Here is a 19,313-nt window from a genome sequence, read left to right on the forward strand (position 1 = left end):
TACCTTCCCCAGGGGTTCCCCATGCCGCAGGCTAGGGGCCTATCGCTGGGCGGTGCCCCCTGGGCCGGGGGTCCCCCCGGCGAAGCCAGGGGGCGTGCCCCCAGCGATGAGAAGGCGAGCACAAAAAGGCACGAGCATGATGGCACGGCCCGGCGACAGCCGCCCGGGTCATGGGCAGTGAGACCGGATCTCTGGACCGGGCGGAACTCTTGAGGTAAGCCTCAGATAAGTTAGGTCGGCCTCACTGCCTGTCCGTTTCCTGCCCGCCTGCCCGATGCAACGCCTGGAGCTCTCATGCGAGTTTGTCCGTAATCCTTCCGGCACGGCCGTCGCCCTCGCCGCCGCGGCCGCCCTCACCGCGGTCGCCGGCTGCGCGGAGAAGAGCGACGCCAAGGGCTCCGACGGAATCCAGGTCACCGCCACCGACACCACGTGTGAGGTGTCGCAGAAGGAGTTCCCGGCCGGCCACGTGAAGCTCGCCGTGCAGAACAAGGGCGCCAAGGTCACCGAGGTCTACATCTACGCCCCCGGCGACCGGATCGTCACCGAGCGGGAGAACATCGGCCCCGGCACGAGCGCCGACATCACCGCCGAGGTGAAGCCCGGTTCGTACGAGATCGCCTGCAAGCCGGGCATGAAGGGCGACGGCATCCGCCAGAAGGTGACGGCCACCGGCAAGGGCGCCCCGCAGAAGCGGGACCCGCGCCTGGACACCGCGGTTGCCGAGTACCGCAAGTACGCGCAGGCGCAGGCCGACGAGACCCTGCCCAAGGTCAAGGTCTTCACCGAGGCGGTGAAGAAGGGCGACATCGAGGGCGCGAAGAAGGCGTACGCGCCGTCGCGCGTCGGCTGGGAGCGCACGGAGCCGGTGGCCGAGTCCTTCGGCGACATTGACCCCAAGGTGGACCTGCGCGAAGACGGCCTGGAGAAGGGCCAGGAGTGGACCGGCTGGCACCGCCTGGAGAAGGCGCTGTGGCAGGACGAGAAGATCGGCGAGCAGGAGAAGGAGCTCGCCGACACGCTGGTGAAGGACCTCGAGGACTGGCAGAAGCGGGTCGGCAAGGCCGACATCACCCCGACCGGTATGGCCAATGGTGCCAAGGAGCTGCTGGACGAGGTCGCCACCGGCAAAGTCACCGGTGAGGAGGAGCGCTACAGCCACACCGACCTGGTCGACTTCAAGGCCAACGTCGAGGGGGCGCAGAAGTCCTACGAGCTGCTGAAGGCGGTCGCGGGCGAGACCGACCCGGCGCTGGTCAAGGAACTGGACCGGCAGTTCAAGGCCCTGAACGAGCTGCTGGACGGCTACCGCGAGGACAAGAACTCGTATGAGTTCCAGGCGTACGACAAGGTCGGCAAGGCCGAGCGCAAGGAGCTGTCGGACGGAGTCAACGCCCTTGCGGAGCCGCTCTCCAAGCTCGCCGCCGCCGTCGTGAAGTGACAGGGGGACAGGGCAGATGACCGACGCATCCGGCACGACCGATGCCACCGAGGTCACCGACGCCACTGAGGCAGCCGAGGCCACCAGAACAACCGAAGGAGCCGAAGCAGCCGAAGCAGCCGAAGCAATCGACGAGAGCGGCGGCAGGGCGCAGACTCCGGCGCCGTCGCGCCGTTCGCTGCTCGGCTGGGGCGGCGCGGGGCTGGCGCTCGGCGCCACGGCGGCCGGCGCTGCGGCTGCCGCGCTGACCGGCGGCGACGACGTCCGGCCGGTGGCGAGCGACGGCGCCGCCGTCCCGTTCCACGGCGCGCACCAGGCGGGCATCGCCACGCCCGTTCAGGACCGGCTGCACTTCGCAGCCTTCGACGTGAAGACCGACTCGCGCGAGGAGCTGATCGGCCTCCTCAAGGAGTGGACCAAGGCGGCTGCGGCGATGACCGCGGGCCGGCCGGTCGGCGCAGGGGCGGTCGGTGGTATCCCGGAGGCTCCGCCGGACGACACCGGTGAAGCCCTGGGCCTCAAGCCGTCCCGCCTCACCGTCACCGTCGGGTTCGGCCGCACGCTCTTCGAGAAGGACGGCGAGGACCGCTTCGGCCTGCAGGACCGGCTTCCTGAAGCGCTGGTCGAGCTGCCGCTGTTCCCGGGCGACAACCTCGACCCGGACCGCAGCGGTGGCGATCTGTGCGTCCAGGCGTGTGCGGACGACCCTCAAGTCGCGGTCCATGCGATCCGCAACCTCGCCCGGATCGGCTTCGGCACCGTCGCCATCCGCTGGTCCCAGCTCGGCTTCGGCAAGACCTCCTCCACCACTCCGGAGGAGCAGACTCCGCGCAATCTCATGGGCTTCAAGGACGGGACCCGCAACATCTCGGGCACTGACGCCCCCGCCCTCCGCAAGCACGTGTGGGTCTCCGAGAAGGATGGCCCGGCGTGGCTGGCGGGCGGCAGTTATCTCGTCACCCGCCGCATCCGGATGCGCATCGAGACCTGGGACCGCACCTCCCTGAAGGAGCAGGAGGACATCATCGGCCGTACGAAGGGCGAGGGCGCTCCGTACGGCAAGCGGCGGGAGCGCGACGAGCCGGACCTGAAGGCGATGCCGGAGGTGGCGCACGTACGGCTCGCCCATCCGGACCGCAACAGCGGCGCGACGATCCTGCGCCGCGGCTACTCCTTCACGGACGGTACGGACGGACTCGGGCTGCTCGACGCTGGGCTCTTCTTCATCGCCTACCAGCGCGACGTACGCACCGGGTTCGTGCCGGTGCAGCGGAGCCTGGCGCGGTCCGACGTCCTCAACGAGTACATCCAGCACATCGGTTCCGGCCTGTTCGCCGTACCGCCGGGCGTCCGTGACCAGGACGACTGGTGGGGCCGGGAACTCTTCGAGGGATCCGAGGGGGCGGCCTCCTGATGCTTGCCAACTTCCTGATCGGCCTGCGCGAGGGTCTGGAGGCGAGCCTGGTCGTCTGCATCCTCGTCGCCTACCTGGTCAAGACCGGCCGCCGGGAGGCGCTGCGGCCCATCTGGACCGGCGTCGGTATCGCCGTCGGACTGAGCCTGGCCTTCGGCGCGACCTTGGAGTACGGCTCCCAGCAACTGACCTTCGAGGCCCAGGAGCTGCTCGGCGGCTCCCTGTCGATCGTCGCGGTCGGCCTGGTGACCTGGATGGTCTTCTGGATGCGGCGCACCGCCCGGCACTTGAAGGCCGAGCTGCAGGGAAAGCTGGACCAGGCGCTGGCCATCGGCACGGGCGGGCTGGTGGCGACGGCGTTCCTCGCGGTGGGCCGGGAGGGCCTGGAGACGGCGCTGTTCGTGTGGCGGGCGGTGAAGGCGACCGACGACGGCACGGCGCGGCCCTTGATCGGGGTGCTGCTCGGACTGGTCTCGGCCGTGGTCATGGGCTGGCTGTTCTACCGGGGCGCGCTGCGGATCAATCTGTCGAGGTTCTTCACGTGGACGGGCGGGCTGTTGGTGGCCGTTGCGGCGGGCGTGCTGGCGTACGGCTTCCACGATCTGCAGGAGGCGCGCTTCCTGCCGGGTCTGGAGACGAAGGCGTTCGACATCAGCGCCGCGATTCCGCCGGACAGTTGGTACGGGACCTTGTTGAAGGGCACCTTCAACTTCCAGCCGGACCCGACGGTGCTGCAGGTCACGGTGTGGCTGCTGTACCTGGTCCCCACGCTGACGCTGTTCCTCGCTCCGGGTAGGGTTGCGCCGACTCAAGCCCCGAAGGAGTCCGTGAAGGAGCCCCAGCCCGATGAACAGGACGTCACGCAGGTCGCTGCCCCCGGTGACGGCACTCCTGTCAGCAGCACTGCTGACGCTGACGGGGTGCGTGACGGTGCACGGGGAGCGGGAGATCATCCCGTCGGTGACGAAGGCTGAGGCGGCCAAGGCACTCGAACGCTTCACAGAGGGATACAACACCGCATACCGGGAGTCCAGCCCGGATGCGATCGCCGATGTGGAATCCGGTCCGCTGCTGACGATGGGCCAGGCCGGGCTCAAGGCGCAGCAGGTCAACTCCCCGGGCGGGAACCCGAACTACCCCGCGCTCGAGCTGACGGACGTGACGTACACGATCCCGAAGCAGGCCGGCTGGCCGAAGTTCTTCCTGGCCGACGCGGACAGCAATCGGGGCGGCGACTTCCGCTGGCTGCTGGTCTTCACCCGGTTCGGCGCGGACGAGCCGTGGAAGGCCGCCTATCTGTCGATTCTCAAGAAGGAAGAAGTCCCCAAGTTCACGACCGACAAGGACGGTTGGGCGGAGCCGGTCACCGATGACGCGGCGTCAGATCTGGTGATGGCTCCGGGCCGGCTCAGCACGACGTACGCGGAGTACCTCCAGACCGGCGAAGGCGATGTCTTCGCACCGGGTCCGGCGACATCGGGGCAGGTCCAGACCCGCAAAGGGCTGGCGAAGACGACGAGGTTCTGGACCGAGTACATCGACCAGCCCGCGAAGCCGCCCCAGTACACCTCGGTGGCACTGCGAACGGCGGACGGCGGCGCACTGGCCTTCTTCGCGGCCCATCACGCCGAGAAGCGAACGATGGCCCCGGGCTTCTCGGTCGGCAAGATCAACGACACCACGGCGAACGCGCTGCTGTCCGGAGAGCCGGAGAAGTGGGTGTCGCTGAGCCGGATCTCGGAGTCGGCAGTACGGATCCCGGCCGGCGACGGGCCGGTGAAGTTCCTCAACCGGCTGGAGTCGATCACCGCCGCGAAGGGCGGCTAGGTCCGGGGCCTGAGTCCTGTCCAGTGGGCGGCTCAGCGGTCTGCTGTCGGCAGCCCGCTCAGCGATGGAGCGGCCAGACGGCCGACTCGTGCTCGGCATCGTGGTCGGCGTACCGCGCACAGGCGTCCGTCAGCGCCTCGAGCAGCGTCAGCGGATCGGGCAGTGACCGCTCCGGCCCCCGCAGCCAGCTCACCGAACCCCCGGACGGGAACTCGGCGGGGGGTACGAGGACATAGCTGCCGCGACAGTGCCAGCGCAGTCCCGGATGCTCGTCCATGGTCTCGGGGTGGCAGTCCAGTTCGCAGGGCCACCACTCGTCCTCGTCGTCCGGGGTGCCGCGGGTGGCGGTGAAGAACAGCACCCGGCTCTGCGCTCCCTCGCCGGTCTCGGCGACCGGGCCGACCTCGACGTCTTCCGACTCCAGCCGGTCCAGCGCGCTGCGCCCGGCCTCCGCCGGCACGTCGAGAACGTCGTGGTTGATACCGGTCGCCGTGATGAAGTTGGCCTGCGGCTGGGCATTGAGCCAGCGAGTGACCTGCTCGGCGTCGGTGGAGGCCTGGGTCTGCCAGGCGAAGGAGACGGGGTGCCGGCCGGGCGTGGGGCAGCCGATCCGGTCGCAGGAGCAGCCGTATCCGTACGGGTGGGCGGCCTGTGCGAGCGGGAAGCCCGCGGCGGCCGCGGCCAGCAGCAGGTCCGCACGGTCGACGGCGGCCGACGCGCCGGAGTCCGCGACGCCCGTCCCACTCCTGGGACGACGACGCAGCCACTGGGAGAACCTCGTGTCCCCGCCGCGGTAGCGGCTCCTGTCCGAGCGCATCTATCCCCTCACTTCGACTGTCGCACGATCAATGCTGCCACCATCCTCCTCCTCAAGTGGCCGGAGTCCGCATTCGGGGTGCGATGACCCGCCCCTCCATTGGGATGCTTTTACAGGGCATAGCGGTATATCCAGCCCTAGCGTTGCCTTCATGGTCACAAGATCTCTGCTGGCCGGCGCCCTCGCGGTATCCCTGGCGGGGCCGATCGTTCCGCCGGAGTTCGGCCGTGCTCCGGCCGTGGACAACCTGCCGGAGATCGTCTACGTGGCGCACCGCGGCGGGGCACTGGAGGCGCCGGAGAACAGCATGTCGGGCCTGACGGCGGCACTGCACAGCGGCCTCGTACACGTGCTCGACGTGGACACCAGGATGCTGCGGGACGGCACGCTCGTGGTGATGCACGACCCGACGCTGGACCGTACGACCGGGCGGCGGGGACGGGTGCGCGATCTCACGCGGCGGCAGTGGCGAAAGGTCCGGCTCCGTCCCCGGGGGCCGTCCGGCCGCTTCGCGGGGCGAGCCTGGCGGCCGGAGCGCCCGCCGACGGTGGCGGAGGTGCTGGACCGGTTCGGCCACAGAATCGTCCTGATGCTGGAGGCCAAGGATCCGGCGAGCCTTCCGGGGCTCGCCCGGCTGATCCATGCCCGGGGGCTCGCCCGCTCCGTGTTCGTGAACACCAACCGGCCGTCGGTGGCCCGGCAGGCGCACCGGATGGGGCTGAGGGCGCAGCTGTGGCGCTCGGCCCGGCAGATGCGCCACGACCGGCCCGAGCGGTGGCGGGGGTTCGTGGCGCTACTGGACGTGGATCACTCGGCGCGCGCCGTGGATCTGCGGCGCGCGGCCACATCCGGCATCCCCCGGGTCTGGGCGCACACCGTGAACACCCCGCACGCCCGCGACCGGGCACTGCGGCTGGGCTGCAACGGCATCATCACGGACGCGCCCGCACGGCTGGCGGCTGCGCCGGTGCGGGCCGGGTTCGGCGGGGGCTGACCGCGCAGCGGGTACGCGACGACCGTGCCGACGTACGCGCGGGTGAGCGGGAGTGCCCGCAGCAGCCAGCGTCGGCAAGCGGGCCGAGCAGCAGCTCGAGAGCGAGCCGCGGGCGACCTCGCGGTCCCCACCTGCCCGGCCTCCTGGGCGGCCTCCTGGGCGGCACGCAACCCACCGCCCCCACGCCGCAGCGTGAACCGCGGCGAAACCGTGGCGAACCACCCGTGCAGATCACTGCCGCGGGGCGGCTCCGGGGTGGAACATGTGAGCGCGCGTACATCCACTCGCGCCCATCCCATCCGTGAGGAGACCTCCTTGCGTTCGTCCTACACGCCCCGCCGGTACCTGATGTGCCCACCCACGCACTTCAAGGTCACCTACTCCATCAACCCCTGGATGGATCCGTCGAAGCCAGTGGACCTGCTGCTGGCCCTCGCGCAATGGGAGGATCTGCGCGACCGCTATCGCTCTCTCGGCCACACCGTCGAGGTGCTCGAGCCCCGCCCCGACCTGCCGGACATGGTCTTCGCGGCGAACGGCGCGACCGTGGTCGACGGACGGGTGCTGGGCGCCCGCTTCGCTCACCCGCAGCGCTCGGCCGAGGCCGCCGTCCACCGGGAGTGGTTCCGCTCCCACGGGTGGACCGACGTCCGTGAGCCCACGCACATCAACGAGGGCGAGGGGGACTTCGCCGTCACCGACTCGTGGCTGCTGGCCGGCCGCGGCTTCCGCAGCAGCCCGCTGTCCCACCCCGAAGCGCAGGAGTTCTTCGGCCGCCCGGTGATCGGACTGGACCTGGTGGACCCGCGCTACTACCACCTCGACACGGCGCTGTCGGTGCTCGGCGGGGACGAGGTGATGTACTACCCGGCCGCGTTCTCGCCGGGCAGCCGGACCGTACTCGCCCGGCTCTTCCCCGACGCGATCATCGCGGAGGAACCGGACGCCGCGGCGCTGGGGCTGAACGCGGTCTCCGACGGCCACCACGTTCTGCTCCCCCAGGGTGCGGTGGGTCTCTTCGCCCCGCTGCGGGAACGGGGGTACGAGCCGATCGGCATGGACCTCTCGGAGCTGCTCAAGGGCGGCGGCAGCGTGAAGTGCTGCACGCAGGAGCTGCGGGGGGCGCCTTCCGCGTAAGCCGGTGGGCCGGTGGGCCAGTCATCCGGTGGGCCGGCGGACCGGTGGCCGTCAGGGCCAGGTGTCGCCCCACTGCACGTTCCGGGCGGCGCGGTAGAGATCGCCGTGCCGCTTGGTCACCGTCGTGCGGTGCAGCGACTCGTTCACATCGCAGAGATCCAGCAGGACCTGGCCCTTGCGGAGCCGTGGGCGGCGCACCACCCGGGCCTCGGCTGCGGCAGCCGGGAAGCGCGCCGCCGCCACGTAACTGAACTTCTCGTCCTCGTACGGCAGCGCTCCTCCCTTCACCTGACGGTGGAGGGAGGAGCGGCCCACGCGGGCGGCGACGTGGCACCAGTCCGTGCCCCGCACGATCGGGCACGCCGCGCTGTGCGGGCACGGCGCCACGACCCGCAGCCCGCCCTCGATCAGCCGGTCCCGGGCCGCCATGACCCGGGCGTAGCCGTCCGGAGTGCCCGGCTCGACCAGGACCACGGCCCGCGCCGCCCGGGCGGCCGCGTCGACGACGGCGCCGCGGTCCGCCTCGGTCAGCTCGCCCAGCACGTACGAGGCCGTGACGAGGTCGGTCTCCTCCGGCAGCACCAGCCCGGTGCCGATGGTCCGGCGGTGCCACGCCACGCCGCGGAGCGCAGCGTGGCCGGAGTCCGCCGCCAGTTCCCGGCCGATCGCGAGCGCCGGCTCCGCCCAGTCCAGGACCGTCGTACGGTGCTTCCCCTCGGGCCAGGTCGCGGCCACCGCCCAGGCCCCCGCCCCGGTTCCGCCGCCCAGGTCCACGTGGCTCACCGGCGACCAGTCCGGCACCTGCCGCCGGAAGGCGGTGAGCGCGGACCGCACGGCCTCGAACGTCGCGGGCATCCGGTACGCGGCGTACGCGGCGACGTCGGAGCGGTCGCGCAGCACCGGCGCATCGGTCGGGGTACGCCCCCGGTAGTTGGCGATCAGCCGCTCGACCGCCTGCGCAGCCTGACGCGGCGGCAGGCCGTCCAGCAGCCGCGCGAGCGCGGCCCGCAGCGCGTCGGGCACGGCGGCATCGTCACGGGTGGATTCGGGGGCGTGCATCGGAGCGAGTCTAGGTCCTGTCCGGTCGGTCAGGCCGGATCAGTGAGCGGGGTCTGGTGCAGGGGGCACCTCCCAGCGATAGCTGGGGGAGCATCGCAAGGCGGAGGAGGGAGTCCATGCGGTGGGGGCACCTCCCAGCGGTAGCTGGGGGCCATCGGCGACCGACGACAACGCAGCGAGGCGCGGTGCCAGGGCACGCGAGCCCGGCCTGACCGGCCGGACAGGGCCTAGGTCTGCTGAACGTCCGCGTTCCGCCACGGGCGGCACAGTCCCAGGAAGCAGACCACGGCCGTCAGCGCACACCCCAACTGGACGACCGCCATGGGCACGGCCGTGTCCTCGCCCGCGATCCCGACGAGCGGCGAGGCGACGGCCCCGATGAGGAACGAGGAGGTGCCCAGCAGCGCGGAGGCGGAGCCGGCGGCGTGCGGGGTCCGCATCAGGGCCAGCGCGTTGGTGTTCGGCAGCGCCAGGCCCATCGCGGACATCAGGACGAACAGCCCGGCGGCGATCGGCGCCAGGCCGACCTCGCCGAACACCCCGGAGGCCATCAGCAGCAGGGCCGTCGCCGCGAGCGTGATCAGCGAGAGGCCGGCGCCCACCGTCTTGTCGAGGCTGACCCGGCCCACGAGGACCTTGCCGCTCAGCTGCCCGACGCCGACCAGACCGATCGAGTTGAGCCCGAAGAGCAGGCTGAAGGTCTGGGGAGAGGCCCCGTAGATCTCCTGAACGACGAATGGTGACGCCGAGACGTAGGCGAAGAGCGCGGCGAAAGAGAAGCCGCCGGTCAGGACGTAGCCGGTGAAGACCCGGTCGGCGAGCAGCCCGCGGATCGTCCGGAGCGTGGCGGGGAGGCCGCCGCCGTGCCGTCGCTCCGGAGGCAGCGTCTCCCGCAGGTAACGGGCGACGACCACGGTGAGCAGGCCACCGACCGCGGTGAGGACCCAGAAGACGCCGCGCCAGTCGGTGATGCGCAGCACCTGTCCGCCGATGAGCGGGGCGACGACGGGGGCGACACCGGACACGAGCATGAGCGTGGAGAAGAACCGGGCCATCGCCACGCCGTCGTAGAGGTCGCGGACGACGGCACGGGCGATGACGATGCCGGCGGCCCCGGCCAGGCCCTGGAGCAGCCGGAAGCCGATGAGCAGCTCGGCCGTGGGGGCGAAGGCACAGAGCGCGGTGGCGACGACATAGCCGACCAGGCCGACGATGAGCGGTCGGCGACGGCCCCACTTGTCGCTCATCGGGCCGACGACCAGCTGGCCGAGCGCCATGCCCGCGAGGCAGGCGGTGAGGGTGAGCTGCACGGTCGCGGCGGGGCTGCGCAGCGCCGCGGTGACCTCCGGCAGCGCCGGGAGGTACATGTCCATGGACAGCGGCGGAAGCGCGGTGAGCCCGCCGAGGACGAGGGTGACCAGCAGGGCGGTACGGCGCGGCTCGGCGGTCTCGCGCTGCCGTCCGGTGGCCCGCTGGTTCGGTATCTGCCCCGGGGTGGCCGGGCCGACGTCCGGCATGCGCCCTCCCATCCGCTCAAAGACCCCCATCTTCTCAGCCCGGCGGAACCGGACCGGAACCGGGCGTCGACAACGGATCGCGGGACGCGGAGCGCGCCCGGCGAGGACCCGCCGGGCGCGCCTGCCCGGTGCGCGGTTGCGCGGTATGCGGTTGCGGGCGGTACGCCGCTTCCACCCGCGCGTCAGGCGGGCTTCAGGCCCGGGTTGCCCGCCTCCGTCACGAAGGAGGCAGCCGTGGTGATCGGGGCGCCGGGCGTTGTGACCGCGGACACCGTCTTGAAGTCCGCCCGGGCCGCTTCCCTGCCGAGGGCGACCGTGAGGTACCCGCGGCGCCCGTTGTACCACTTCATATGCGGATTGGCCGCCATGTACGTGGCCCAGTTGGCGGGCTGGTCCGCGCCGTCCTTGCCGCTGGAGACGGACGTGGTGACCAGCTCCGTGCCCACCGTGCGCGAGCCCGGGTCCGCGAAGTCCCGCTTGATGTCGAGGCCGTAGCTCACATGCACATCGCCGGTCAGCACGACGAGGTTGTCGACGCCGGCGGACTGCGCCCCGGCGAGGACGCGGTCCCGCGAGGCCGGGTAGCCGTCCCAGGCGTCCATGCTCAGCTTGTACGCGGCGGCGGGGGTGCTGCGCCGCCGGGAGAAGACGACCTGCTGCGGCAGGACGTTCCACAGCGCCCGCGAGGCCCGCCAGCCGTCGATGAGCCAGCGCTCCTGCGTGGCACCGGTGATCGTGCGCGACGGGTTCTCGGACTCGGGTCCTGAAGCCTGCCAGCCGTCGCCGTACGCCTGGTCGGAGCGGTACTGGCGGGTGTCGAGGATGTCGAACTGGGCGAGCCGGCCGAACTGCAGCCGCCGGTAGAGCCGCATGTCGGGGCCACTGGGCTGCTGCGGGCGGCGCAGCGGCTGGTTCTCCCAGTACGCGCGGTAGGCGGCGGCCCGGCGGATCAGGAACTCTCCCTCCTCGCCCCCCTTCGGGGAGGAGGGGCCCGCGCGCGGAACGCCGTTCTCCGGGATGTCGTCGGCGTAGTTGTTCTCGGTCTCGTGGTCGTCCCAGGTGACCACGAAGGGGTGCGCGGCGTGTGCAGCCTGCAGGTCCGGGTCGGTCTTGTAGAGGGCGTAGCGCTGCCGGTAGTCCTCGAGCGTGACGGTCTCGCGGTTGAAGTGAGCGGGCAGGGTGCGGTCGGTGTAGTTGCGGGCACCGCCGGTAGCGTTCACCGCGTACTCGTAGAGGTAGTCGCCCAGATGGAAGACGACGTCCAGGTCCTCACCCGCGAGGTGCCGGTATGCGGTGTAGTAACCGTCGTGGTACGCCTGGCAGGAGACGGCGGCGAGCTTCAGATCCGTGAGGCGGGCGCTGCTCGCGGGAGCGGTACGGGTGCGGCCGACCGGGCTGATCCACTTCCCGGCCCGGAAGCGGTAGTAGTAGACGCGGTCGTGGTCGAGTCCCGCGGCCTCGATGTGCAGCGTGTGGTTGAACTCGGGGTGGGCGGTGGCTTCGCCGCGGCGGACGACGCGGGTGAACCGCCGGTCGCGGGCTATCTCCCACTGGACCTCGATCCGCGCCCTCGGCAGCCCGCCCCCGGTCTCGTAGGGTCTCGGGGCGAGCCGGGTCCACAGCACCACGGATCCCGGCAGCGGGTCGCCGGAGGCGACGCCGAGGGTGAACGGGTAAGCGATGACGGCCCTGCGCGCGTCCACCTCAGCGGCCTGCGCGCTGCCCGGCAGGTTGGTGGCGAAGGCGAGCGCCGCGGCGGCTCCGGTGACGGTGAGCAGACGGCGCCGGCCCAGATGCGCGGCGGCGGCCCGGAGCTCCTGGTCGTGCGACGTCTGCTGCGGTGAGGTGGATGTCATCTGCCCCTCCCAGGACGGAATTTGTCCAGGGAATTGCAGCGACGGGGAACGGCGGCGCGTTGTCGCGTGCACTACACATACATGTCGAGTTGATGAGCTTCCCCTCATCAAAGGGTGTTCGAGGACAATCCCCTGTCACCCGTACCGCCGACCCGTACCGCCGCCGGTGCGCCGCGCCACCACGGGCCCGTCGGCCGCTCACGTACGCTGCGCCCCATGACGGAGATCAACGAAGGGCGCCCGGCGGGAGCCGACGGGGTGCCGAAGGTCGCCGCGGTGACCGGCGCGGGCTCGGGGATCGGGCGCGCGGTCTCGCTCGAACTGGCCCGCGCGGGCTGGTCGGTGGTGCTCGCCGGCCGCCGGGTGGCGGCGCTGGAGGAAACGGCGCGGCTGGCCCGGGAAGGTGCCGCCGTCCTCGCGGTACGCACCGACGTCACCCGGCCCGACGACGTCGACGCGCTGTTCCGGGCGGTGCGCGAGCAGTTCGGACGACTCGATCTGCTGTTCAACAACGCGGGGAGCTTCGGCCCGCCCGTGCCGCTGGAGGAGCTGACGCACGAGGACTGGCGATCGGTGGTCGACGTCAATCTCACCGGCGCCTTCCTGTGCGCGCAGGGCGCCTTCCGCCTGATGAAGGATCAGGATCCGCAGGGCGGACGGATCATCAACAACGGCTCGATCTCGGCCCATGTGCCGCGGCCGCACAGCATCGCCTACACGGCCACCAAGCACGCGGTGACGGGCCTGACCAAGTCGCTGTCGCTGGACGGCCGGACGTACGGGATCGCATGCGGCCAGATCGACATCGGCAACGCCGCGACCGAGATGACCGAACGGATGCGGACCGGCATCCTGCAGGCGAACGGGACGCTCGCGGTCGAGCCGGTGATGGACACCGCGGATGTGGCGCGCACCATCCTGCACATGGCGTCGCTGCCGCTCGAGGCGAATGTGCAGTTCGCGACGGTCATGGCCACGGCGATGCCCTACATCGGTCGTGGCTGAATCCGACCGCTTGAGATGAGATTCCGACCGAGTGCGGCAAACCGCGACAATCACCGTCGGAGGCCGATAGCGGCGCGTTACGTTGCACCATGCGCATCACGCCCAACTCGCCTTCGGCCGACGTGGCTTCGGCCGGCGCGCCGGACCCCTCCGCGGGGCTGACGGCGGCAGCGAAGGATTCCCCCGCCGAGCCGTACAGCGCCGCCGTCACCTGGCCGCCTCCCGAGCCGGGTGATGCCTCGGCCGAACAGTCCGGCGACGCCCTGGCCTGGCCGCCCCCGCCCCGTACGACACGCACGCCTGCTCCCGCGCCGGCGACCGCGCTGAAGGGGGAGTCGGCCGGGACCGCGCGCGCCGGCATCGGACCGGGCGACCCCCGGCAGGAGGGGAACCGGCCGAACGCGGAAGAGCCGGGCACGAACGGGCAGCGGCGTCAGAGTCCCAGCGACAGCGCCGGCCCGGGCGCGAGCGCACAGACCGCCGCCCCGGCCGGGGGCCGGAACGGGCGGCGCGTCGCCTGGGTCGTCGGGGGCGTCTGCGCCCTCTACGCCACAGGTCTGACGCTCAGTCTGATGGGCGCCACGTCCATCGCCCCCCGGACTCTGCTCCCGCTCCCCGGCGTCCCCAGCGCCGTGCCCGCGGACGGGGACGCGGAACAGACGGAGCCCGGGAACGTCACCGGGACGTCCGGTGACGCGGCCGGCGCACCGGGCGACGGCACGACGTCGGCCCGCTCCGGCGACCCTTCGGCCTCGGCTTCCCCGTCCGCGTCCGCGCCCTCCGGCACTGCGGATATCGGATCGGGCTCGCCCTCACCCGGCGGCAAGGGCGGGGCTCCCGCTGCGGAGGGGCCCGGCGGGGCGCCGAGTGCCACCGGCCCTGCTCCGGGCGCCTCGGACACTCCGCCCCCCGCGGGCCCCGGACCTGGGCCTGGCCAGCCGACATCCAGCACCTCGGCCGGCACTCCCGAACAGCCGCCCCCGACCGCGAACCCGGATCCGGGCGGCGGTGGCGGCGGACAACAGGCCGCGGGCGCGGGCTGAGGGCGATGAGCAGTCGGTGGCCGTCGCACTCCCGCAGCGTGCGGACCTGTCGCTCGGCGAAACGCCGGGGCCGCGACGCGGGGTGCGGCCCGCGTCGCGGGGTACGGCCCGGCACGCGCGACCCCCGCCCTCGCCGCCGGGAGGGAGGGAGTGGACGCGACGGGGGCGGGGCGGGCCGCGGAGCGGGGACGGGCGGCCCAGGGTTCGAGTGAACCGCGCGGAGCGTGCACCGCGGCAGGGTGTGCGCGCGGACATGTGCGTGTGCGCCCTTCACACGGGGTGCGAAGGGCGCACACAACGAGCCGGTGGCCCCGGCCGGACAGGGCCTATACAGAGATGAGTTCCGGAAGCTCGGCAAGAGACCCGATCTGCCAGTCCGCAGCGGCGACATGGGGAGTGCCCGCCCACAAGTGACCCCAGGGGCCGCGGCGGATGTGCGCGACGCGCAGCCCGGCGGCCTTCGCGGGGGCCACGTCGTTGGCCGGGTGGTCCCCGACGTACACGATCCGCCGCGGCTCGGCCTCCGCGAGGGAGATCACGTGATCGAAGAACGTCGGCTCCGGTTTGGCCGCGCCCCACTCCCCCGAGGTGCCGATCGCATCGGCCGGGAGATCGAGCGCGCGCAGCAGTTGGGCGGCGCGGGCGCTCTGGTTCCCGGCGACGACCACCCGTCGCCCGGACCGCCGCAGCTCGGCGAGGACGGGCCGCACGTCGGGATACAGATCGCTGTCGTCGAGCCGCTCCCCCTGCCCCGCCGCCTCCCGCGCCCGGTACTCGGCGGCGACATCGGCCCCGGGCTTCGCGAGCCGGATCGCGTCCGCGCTGTCCCGCCCCTGCGCGACGACGGCCCCGACGAGAGCGGCGAGCGTGTGCCGCGGAGTGCCGAGCCAGTCGGCCCAGGACGCCCAGTAGCGGTCGTCGCGCACGAGGGTTTCGCCGACGTCGAATGCCACAGCCTCGATCATGGCGGCAGCCTACGGCGCGCGGATGGCGCGGGCGCGACGGCAGGTCACCGCCGTCGCGCCCACTTCAGCAGGTCACAGCCCGTCAACGGCGTCGACGACATCGGCGACGACGCAGCTGACGTTGTCGGGACCGCCTGCCCGGTTGGCCAGCCCGATCAGTGTGTGGACCGCCTCCCCCGGGTCGGGCGTCGAGCCGATGATCCGGTGCACCTCCTCGGTGGCCACTACCGAGGACAGTCCGTCCGAGCAGAGCAGATAGCGGTCGCCGGCCCGCGCCTCGCGCAGATCGAGATCGGGCCGGAAGCCGTCGGCGCCGCCGACCCCCAGAGCGCGTACGAGCAGGGACCGCTGGGGGTGTGAGGCGGCCTCCTCCGCCGTGAGGCGACCTTCGTCGACCATCGACTGGACGAGCGTGTGATCGTGGGTGATCTGGAAGAGCTCGCCGTCGCGCAACAGATAGGCCCGGGAGTCGCCGATGTGGACGAGGGCCAGTTGGGAGCCGGACCAGAGCATCGCGGTGAGCGTCGTTCCCGTACCGGACCGGGACGGGTCGGACTCGGTGAGTCCGTTCACGGTCTCGTGAGCGGACCGGGCGGCCTCTTCGAGGGCGCTGAGGAGGTCTCCGACGGGGACGTCGGTCTCGAGCGGCTTGAGCGCCTCGATCGCGACGGCGCCCGCGGGTTCGCCGCCTCCGAAGCCGTCGGCCACGGCGAAAAGCCGCGGACCGGCGTACGCCACGTCCTCGTTGCTCTCCCTGACCCCTCCGACGTCGGAGTGCGCGGCGTAGCGAATCCCCAGCGGGCCGTTGGTGGATGACATGGTGGAGCCCCCTCTGTGCAACTGGTCGACGAGGAAGGCGGCGAGGTCCCGTCTGGTAGCGAAGTCGCGCTCGGCCTGCGCCCAGTACGCGGCGACCTCCGCGGCCGCCGCCGCCGGCTCCAGCGCACACACCGACCGGATCCGGGCCAGGGGCATGTCCAGCCGGCGTAGCCAGGCCACCAGCCGCGCCTGTTCCAGCTGCGCGGGGTCGTACAGCCGGTAGCCGGAGAACGGGTCGACCCGGGCGGGTGTCAGCAGCCCGAGTTCGTCGTACAGCCGCAGTGCCTTCGGTGAGAGGCGCGCCGCCCTCGCGAACGCCCCGATCGTCAGCAGCCCCATGGCCCGCTCCTGCTCCTCGCTCGCCTGCCTCAAGCCGGGCCCTACGCCCGGCCACCGTGATCGTGCGGCTTCCCCCAAGGGCAAGGTCAACCTGGGCCGCACGGGCAGCGGCGCGGCGCGGTCTGAAGCACCGGGATGCGCCGGCGCCTGCCTCGCCGCACCCTGGACGTATGGCCGCGGAGCACCCACCCGTGATCGTGCACCCGCCGACCCCCTCCGGCGGGCGCAGGATCACCGTGCACGGCCAGATCGTGGGTCTGGCGCATGGGCGGGGAGACGTGTGCGAGCTGCTGCGGGCGGCGGGCATCGACCCGGCCGAGGTCTCACTCGGCGACCCGGCCCTGATCGAGTGGCGCGGCGGCGACCTCGACCACTGGCCGCGCCCGGCGGCGTGACAGCGCGGAATCGGCGCCACGCCTCACCGGCGGCCTCGCACCGGGGAGGGCCGGAACGGGACACCGCGCGCGGCGTGCCCGGCGGTGTCAGGCCGCCGTCCCCCTGGCGACCGGGTCGGTGAAGAGGACGCGGCCGTCGGGCAGGAGCTCGCCGGTGTCCTCGAAGACGATCACGCCGTTGCACAGCAGGGCCCATCCCTGCTCGGCGTGGTGGACGACGAGTCGGGCCGCATCGCGGTCGGGCGCGTCGGCGGACGGACACAGTGGCTGGTGCTCACACATTGCTCGGGCCCTCGGTTCTCCGCCGGAAGCGGCGGACTGGTTCGAGGTCACCATGATGTGCCCCCGGTCGGACGCTCGGGAAGGGGAGAAATCCCCGGATCGTACCCGGCCCACGACACCTCGGGCGGCTTCGGCTTCCCTGCGCGACCAACAGGTCACACCACGTGTCAGCCGGGGTCGTGCAGGGCGAAGGCCACGGCCCGGTCGGTTCCGAGCTTTGCGCCGTGCCGGATCTCGGCAGCGTACCTGCGCTCGCCGAGGTCGCTGCGCAGCCGGGCCACGGCCTCCGCATGGCCCGCGGCCAGGTGCCGGAACCCCGCCCGCGAGATGCCGATGGAACGCCACACGGCCTCCGCCGAGCCCAGCAGACGCGCGCTGTACGCCACCTGCCCCGTGGAGGCGGCGATCCAGGCCAGCGCCTCCAAACACAGGGCGATGCCCCACCCGTCGCCCATCGACCACCTGGTCCTCAGGGCGTCCCGGACGAGTTCGGTGGCGCGCTGCGGCTCGCCCTGACGCCAGGTGTGCAGCCCCAGCGCCCACAGCGCGTACGAGCGGGACCACTGGGCGTGGGCTGCTTCGCACATCGCGAGGCACTCCGCGCCGAAATCCGCGGCGCGGGGATCGCCGGACAGGGCGCAGGCCCCGGTGAGCCCGTAGAGGCCGACCATCATGCTGTTGCGGTCACCGACCGCGCGGTGGCCCTCCACTGCCTCCTCGAGAAGGCTGATCCCGCGCTCGAAGTCGCCCTCGTAGACGGCGACGCCGCCCAGGCATCGCGTGGCGTTGAACAGGGTGGGGCTGTCATCGAGCCGGAGCGCCAGGGCTCGGCTCTCCTCCAGCCGCGGCAGCGCACCGGCGGTGTCGCCCTGGAGCATGGTGAGCCAGCCGTCGACCCAGAGCGCCTTGCCACGGGCCACGGTGTCCTGGGAGGCGAGGGCCAGTGCCTTGCCGAGCCAGTGGCGGCCCTCGCTGAGGAGCCCACTGCACAGCCAGTGGAACCACAGGGACGCGGCGATCTCCAGCCCGACCTGCGCCTCTCCCGGTTCGGTGAGGCAGTAGTCCAGCGCTGTCCGGAGGTTGGCGTGCTCGCTGGACAGCCGGGCGAGCCATTCCTCCTGATCCGGGCTCAGCCACTCCGCCTCAGCGCGGTTCACCAGTCGGCGGTACCAGTCCCGGTGGCGGCGCTGCAGCGCCGCGCTCTCCCCCGCTCCGGCGAGACGGTCCGAGCCGTACCGGCGGATCGTCTCCAGGAGCCGGTAACGGACCCGGGGGCCTTGCTCCTCCCGCACCAGGATCGATTTGTCGACCAGTCCGGCCACCAGGTCGACGACGCTTTCCCGGGCGATGCCCTCACCTGAGCAGACGGCTTCAGCCCCCTCGAGGTCGAAGCTTCCGGCGAACACCGACACCCGCGCCCACAACGACCGCTCGTCGGGTGAGCACAGGTCGAAGCTCCAGTCGATCGAGGCGCGAAGGGTCTCGTGCCGGGGCAGGACCGCGGTGCCGTGGCCGGGAGCCGGCTCGAGCCGCTCGTCAAGACGGTGCAGAATCTGCTCCGGCGTGAGGACCCTGAGCTGCGCCGCGGCCAGTTCGATGGCGAGCGGGAGGCCGTCCAGACGCCGGCAGAGCCGGACCACCGTCTCGTCGTTCTTGAGGCCGGGCGTGACGTCCGGCAACACCTCAGCCGCCCGCATCTGGAACAGTCTGACCGCCGCGTACTGAGCCGCCGTCCCCGGGCGGAGACGTCGCTCCGGGTCCGGTACGGGCAAGGAGGGCACCGACAGGATCGACTCCCCGTAGACCCCCAGAGGCTCTCGGCTGGTGGCGAGGATGCGCAGCCGTGGAGCCGCCCGCAGCAGGCGGTCGGCGAGGACGGCGCAGCCGTGCAGCAGGTGTTCGCAGTTGTCCAGGACCACCAGGGACCGCAGGCCATGGAGCTGGTCGCAGAGCAGATCCGCCGGATGCCGCCCGGTCTGGTCCCGCAGTCCGATCGCCGTCGCCACGGTCTGCGGGATCAGCCCCTCGTCCTCCAGCGCGGCGAGCTCGACCAGCCATACGCCGTCCGGGAAGGTCTCGCGCACCTCGTCGGCGACGGCGATCGCCAGCCGGGTCTTGCCGACTCCGCCCACCCCGGTGAGGGTGACCAGCCGCCCCTGTCTCAGGAGCCGTTTGACCTGGGACACCTGCCGTCGGCGGCCGACCGGGGGCCGTTCTTCGACAGGAACGTTGCCCCTCCCCCAGCTAGCGCTGGGAGGTGCCACCCCGCGAATAGGAGCAAATGAGGCCATAACAACCTCACCCTAGATCCGTCTCATGAGGTGGTCAAAAGGTGCTCGAACACGGCCCGTTACCTTCCGCGTGCACGGTGCGGACCGGCACACCGGCCTCTGCGGCGGCCCG

At 72.0% G+C, this 19,313-nt stretch carries 17 protein-coding genes; 9 read left to right on the plus strand and 8 right to left on the minus strand.

The genetic code is table 11. The annotated features are described in order from the left end of the window. Nucleotides 1-274 precede the first annotated feature (274 nt). From efeO to ACTWQI_RS00645, 4 genes are read left to right on the plus strand one after another with little or no spacing between them, the layout of a single operon-like run. Entirely contained in the window at nt 275-1,441 is a 1,167-nt protein-coding gene (gene efeO, locus ACTWQI_RS00630; RefSeq protein WP_443266344.1) for an iron uptake system protein EfeO, read from the plus strand. Between the two features lie 16 nt (nt 1,442-1,457). After that, nucleotides 1,458-2,855, plus strand: a complete 1,398-nt coding sequence (gene efeB, locus ACTWQI_RS00635) for an iron uptake transporter deferrochelatase/peroxidase subunit (protein ID WP_443266346.1) — start codon at nt 1,458-1,460, stop codon at nt 2,853-2,855. Beyond that, a complete protein-coding gene (gene efeU, locus ACTWQI_RS00640; RefSeq protein WP_443266347.1) occupies nt 2,855-3,829 on the plus strand; it encodes an iron uptake transporter permease EfeU in 975 nt (324 codons plus the stop codon). Before efeB ends, efeU begins: the two co-directional genes overlap by 1 nt. Beyond that, nucleotides 3,816-4,682 (plus strand): hypothetical protein, encoded by an 867-nt coding sequence (locus ACTWQI_RS00645; RefSeq protein ID WP_443267129.1) that lies wholly within the window; start codon nt 3,816-3,818, stop codon nt 4,680-4,682. The genes efeU and ACTWQI_RS00645 overlap by 14 nt, the downstream gene beginning before the upstream one ends. A gap of 58 nt (nt 4,683-4,740) precedes the next feature. Here ACTWQI_RS00645 and ACTWQI_RS00650 read toward each other — a convergent pair whose 3' ends face one another. Then, nucleotides 4,741-5,499, minus strand: a complete 759-nt coding sequence (locus ACTWQI_RS00650; RefSeq protein WP_443266349.1) for a bifunctional DNA primase/polymerase — start codon at nt 5,497-5,499, stop codon at nt 4,741-4,743. Between the two features lie 151 nt (nt 5,500-5,650). On the opposite strand from ACTWQI_RS00650, the gene ACTWQI_RS00655 reads away from it, so the two are divergent. Together ACTWQI_RS00655 and ddaH are read left to right on the plus strand one after the other, a co-directional pair. After that, nucleotides 5,651-6,493, plus strand: coding sequence for a glycerophosphodiester phosphodiesterase (locus ACTWQI_RS00655; RefSeq protein ID WP_443266351.1), 843 nt, complete (start codon nt 5,651-5,653; stop codon nt 6,491-6,493). 315 nt (nt 6,494-6,808) lie between these two features. Next, entirely contained in the window at nt 6,809-7,630 is an 822-nt protein-coding gene (gene ddaH, locus ACTWQI_RS00660) for a dimethylargininase (protein ID WP_443266353.1), read from the plus strand. Between the two features lie 51 nt (nt 7,631-7,681). Here ddaH and ACTWQI_RS00665 read toward each other — a convergent pair whose 3' ends face one another. From ACTWQI_RS00665 to ACTWQI_RS00675, 3 genes are all read right to left on the minus strand, one after another. Beyond that, nucleotides 7,682-8,689 carry a small ribosomal subunit Rsm22 family protein gene (locus ACTWQI_RS00665; protein ID WP_443266355.1) on the minus strand — a complete coding sequence of 336 codons (1,008 nt, stop codon included), beginning with the start codon at nt 8,687-8,689 and terminating at the stop codon, nt 7,682-7,684. A 227-nt stretch (nt 8,690-8,916) separates the two neighbouring features. Further along, nucleotides 8,917-10,206, minus strand: a complete 1,290-nt coding sequence (locus ACTWQI_RS00670) for a multidrug effflux MFS transporter (RefSeq protein WP_443266356.1) — start codon at nt 10,204-10,206, stop codon at nt 8,917-8,919. Nucleotides 10,207-10,388: 182 nt separating this feature from the next. Continuing rightward, complete coding sequence (locus ACTWQI_RS00675; RefSeq protein WP_443266358.1) at nt 10,389-12,062, minus strand: alkaline phosphatase D family protein; 1,674 nt, start codon at nt 12,060-12,062, stop codon at nt 10,389-10,391. Nucleotides 12,063-12,278: 216 nt separating this feature from the next. Here ACTWQI_RS00675 and ACTWQI_RS00680 point away from each other — a divergent pair, with 216 nt between their 5' ends. Further along, nucleotides 12,279-13,067, plus strand: a complete 789-nt coding sequence (locus ACTWQI_RS00680) for an SDR family oxidoreductase (RefSeq protein ID WP_443266360.1) — start codon at nt 12,279-12,281, stop codon at nt 13,065-13,067. 89 nt (nt 13,068-13,156) lie between these two features. Beyond that, the gene (locus ACTWQI_RS00685; protein ID WP_443266362.1) at nt 13,157-14,110 is read left to right on the plus strand and encodes a hypothetical protein; all 954 of its coding nucleotides are present in this window, start codon (nt 13,157-13,159) and stop codon (nt 14,108-14,110) included. A 326-nt stretch (nt 14,111-14,436) separates the two neighbouring features. Here the strand turns inward: ACTWQI_RS00685 and ACTWQI_RS00690 are convergent, their stop codons facing one another. Further along, entirely contained in the window at nt 14,437-15,075 is a 639-nt protein-coding gene (locus tag ACTWQI_RS00690) for an HAD family hydrolase (RefSeq protein ID WP_443266364.1), read from the minus strand. Between the two features lie 72 nt (nt 15,076-15,147). Continuing rightward, on the minus strand, nt 15,148-16,233 hold the full coding sequence (locus ACTWQI_RS00695; RefSeq protein ID WP_443266366.1) for a MerR family transcriptional regulator: 1,086 nt from the start codon (nt 16,231-16,233) through the stop codon (nt 15,148-15,150). A 170-nt stretch (nt 16,234-16,403) separates the two neighbouring features. Between ACTWQI_RS00695 and ACTWQI_RS00700 the strand changes: the two genes are divergently transcribed. Continuing rightward, a complete protein-coding gene (locus ACTWQI_RS00700) occupies nt 16,404-16,628 on the plus strand; it encodes a hypothetical protein (RefSeq protein ID WP_443266368.1) in 225 nt (74 codons plus the stop codon). Nucleotides 16,629-16,715: 87 nt separating this feature from the next. Here ACTWQI_RS00700 and ACTWQI_RS00705 read toward each other — a convergent pair whose 3' ends face one another. Further along, the gene (locus ACTWQI_RS00705) at nt 16,716-16,910 is read right to left on the minus strand and encodes a DUF5999 family protein (RefSeq protein ID WP_443266370.1); all 195 of its coding nucleotides are present in this window, start codon (nt 16,908-16,910) and stop codon (nt 16,716-16,718) included. A 167-nt stretch (nt 16,911-17,077) separates the two neighbouring features. After that, nucleotides 17,078-19,096 carry an ATP-binding protein gene (locus ACTWQI_RS00710; RefSeq protein ID WP_443266371.1) on the minus strand — a complete coding sequence of 673 codons (2,019 nt, stop codon included), beginning with the start codon at nt 19,094-19,096 and terminating at the stop codon, nt 17,078-17,080. Between the last annotated feature and the right edge of the window lie 217 nt (nt 19,097-19,313).

The organism is Streptomyces sp. KR80, from assembly GCF_052245555.1.
Lineage (GTDB): Bacteria > Actinomycetota > Actinomycetes > Streptomycetales > Streptomycetaceae > Streptomyces.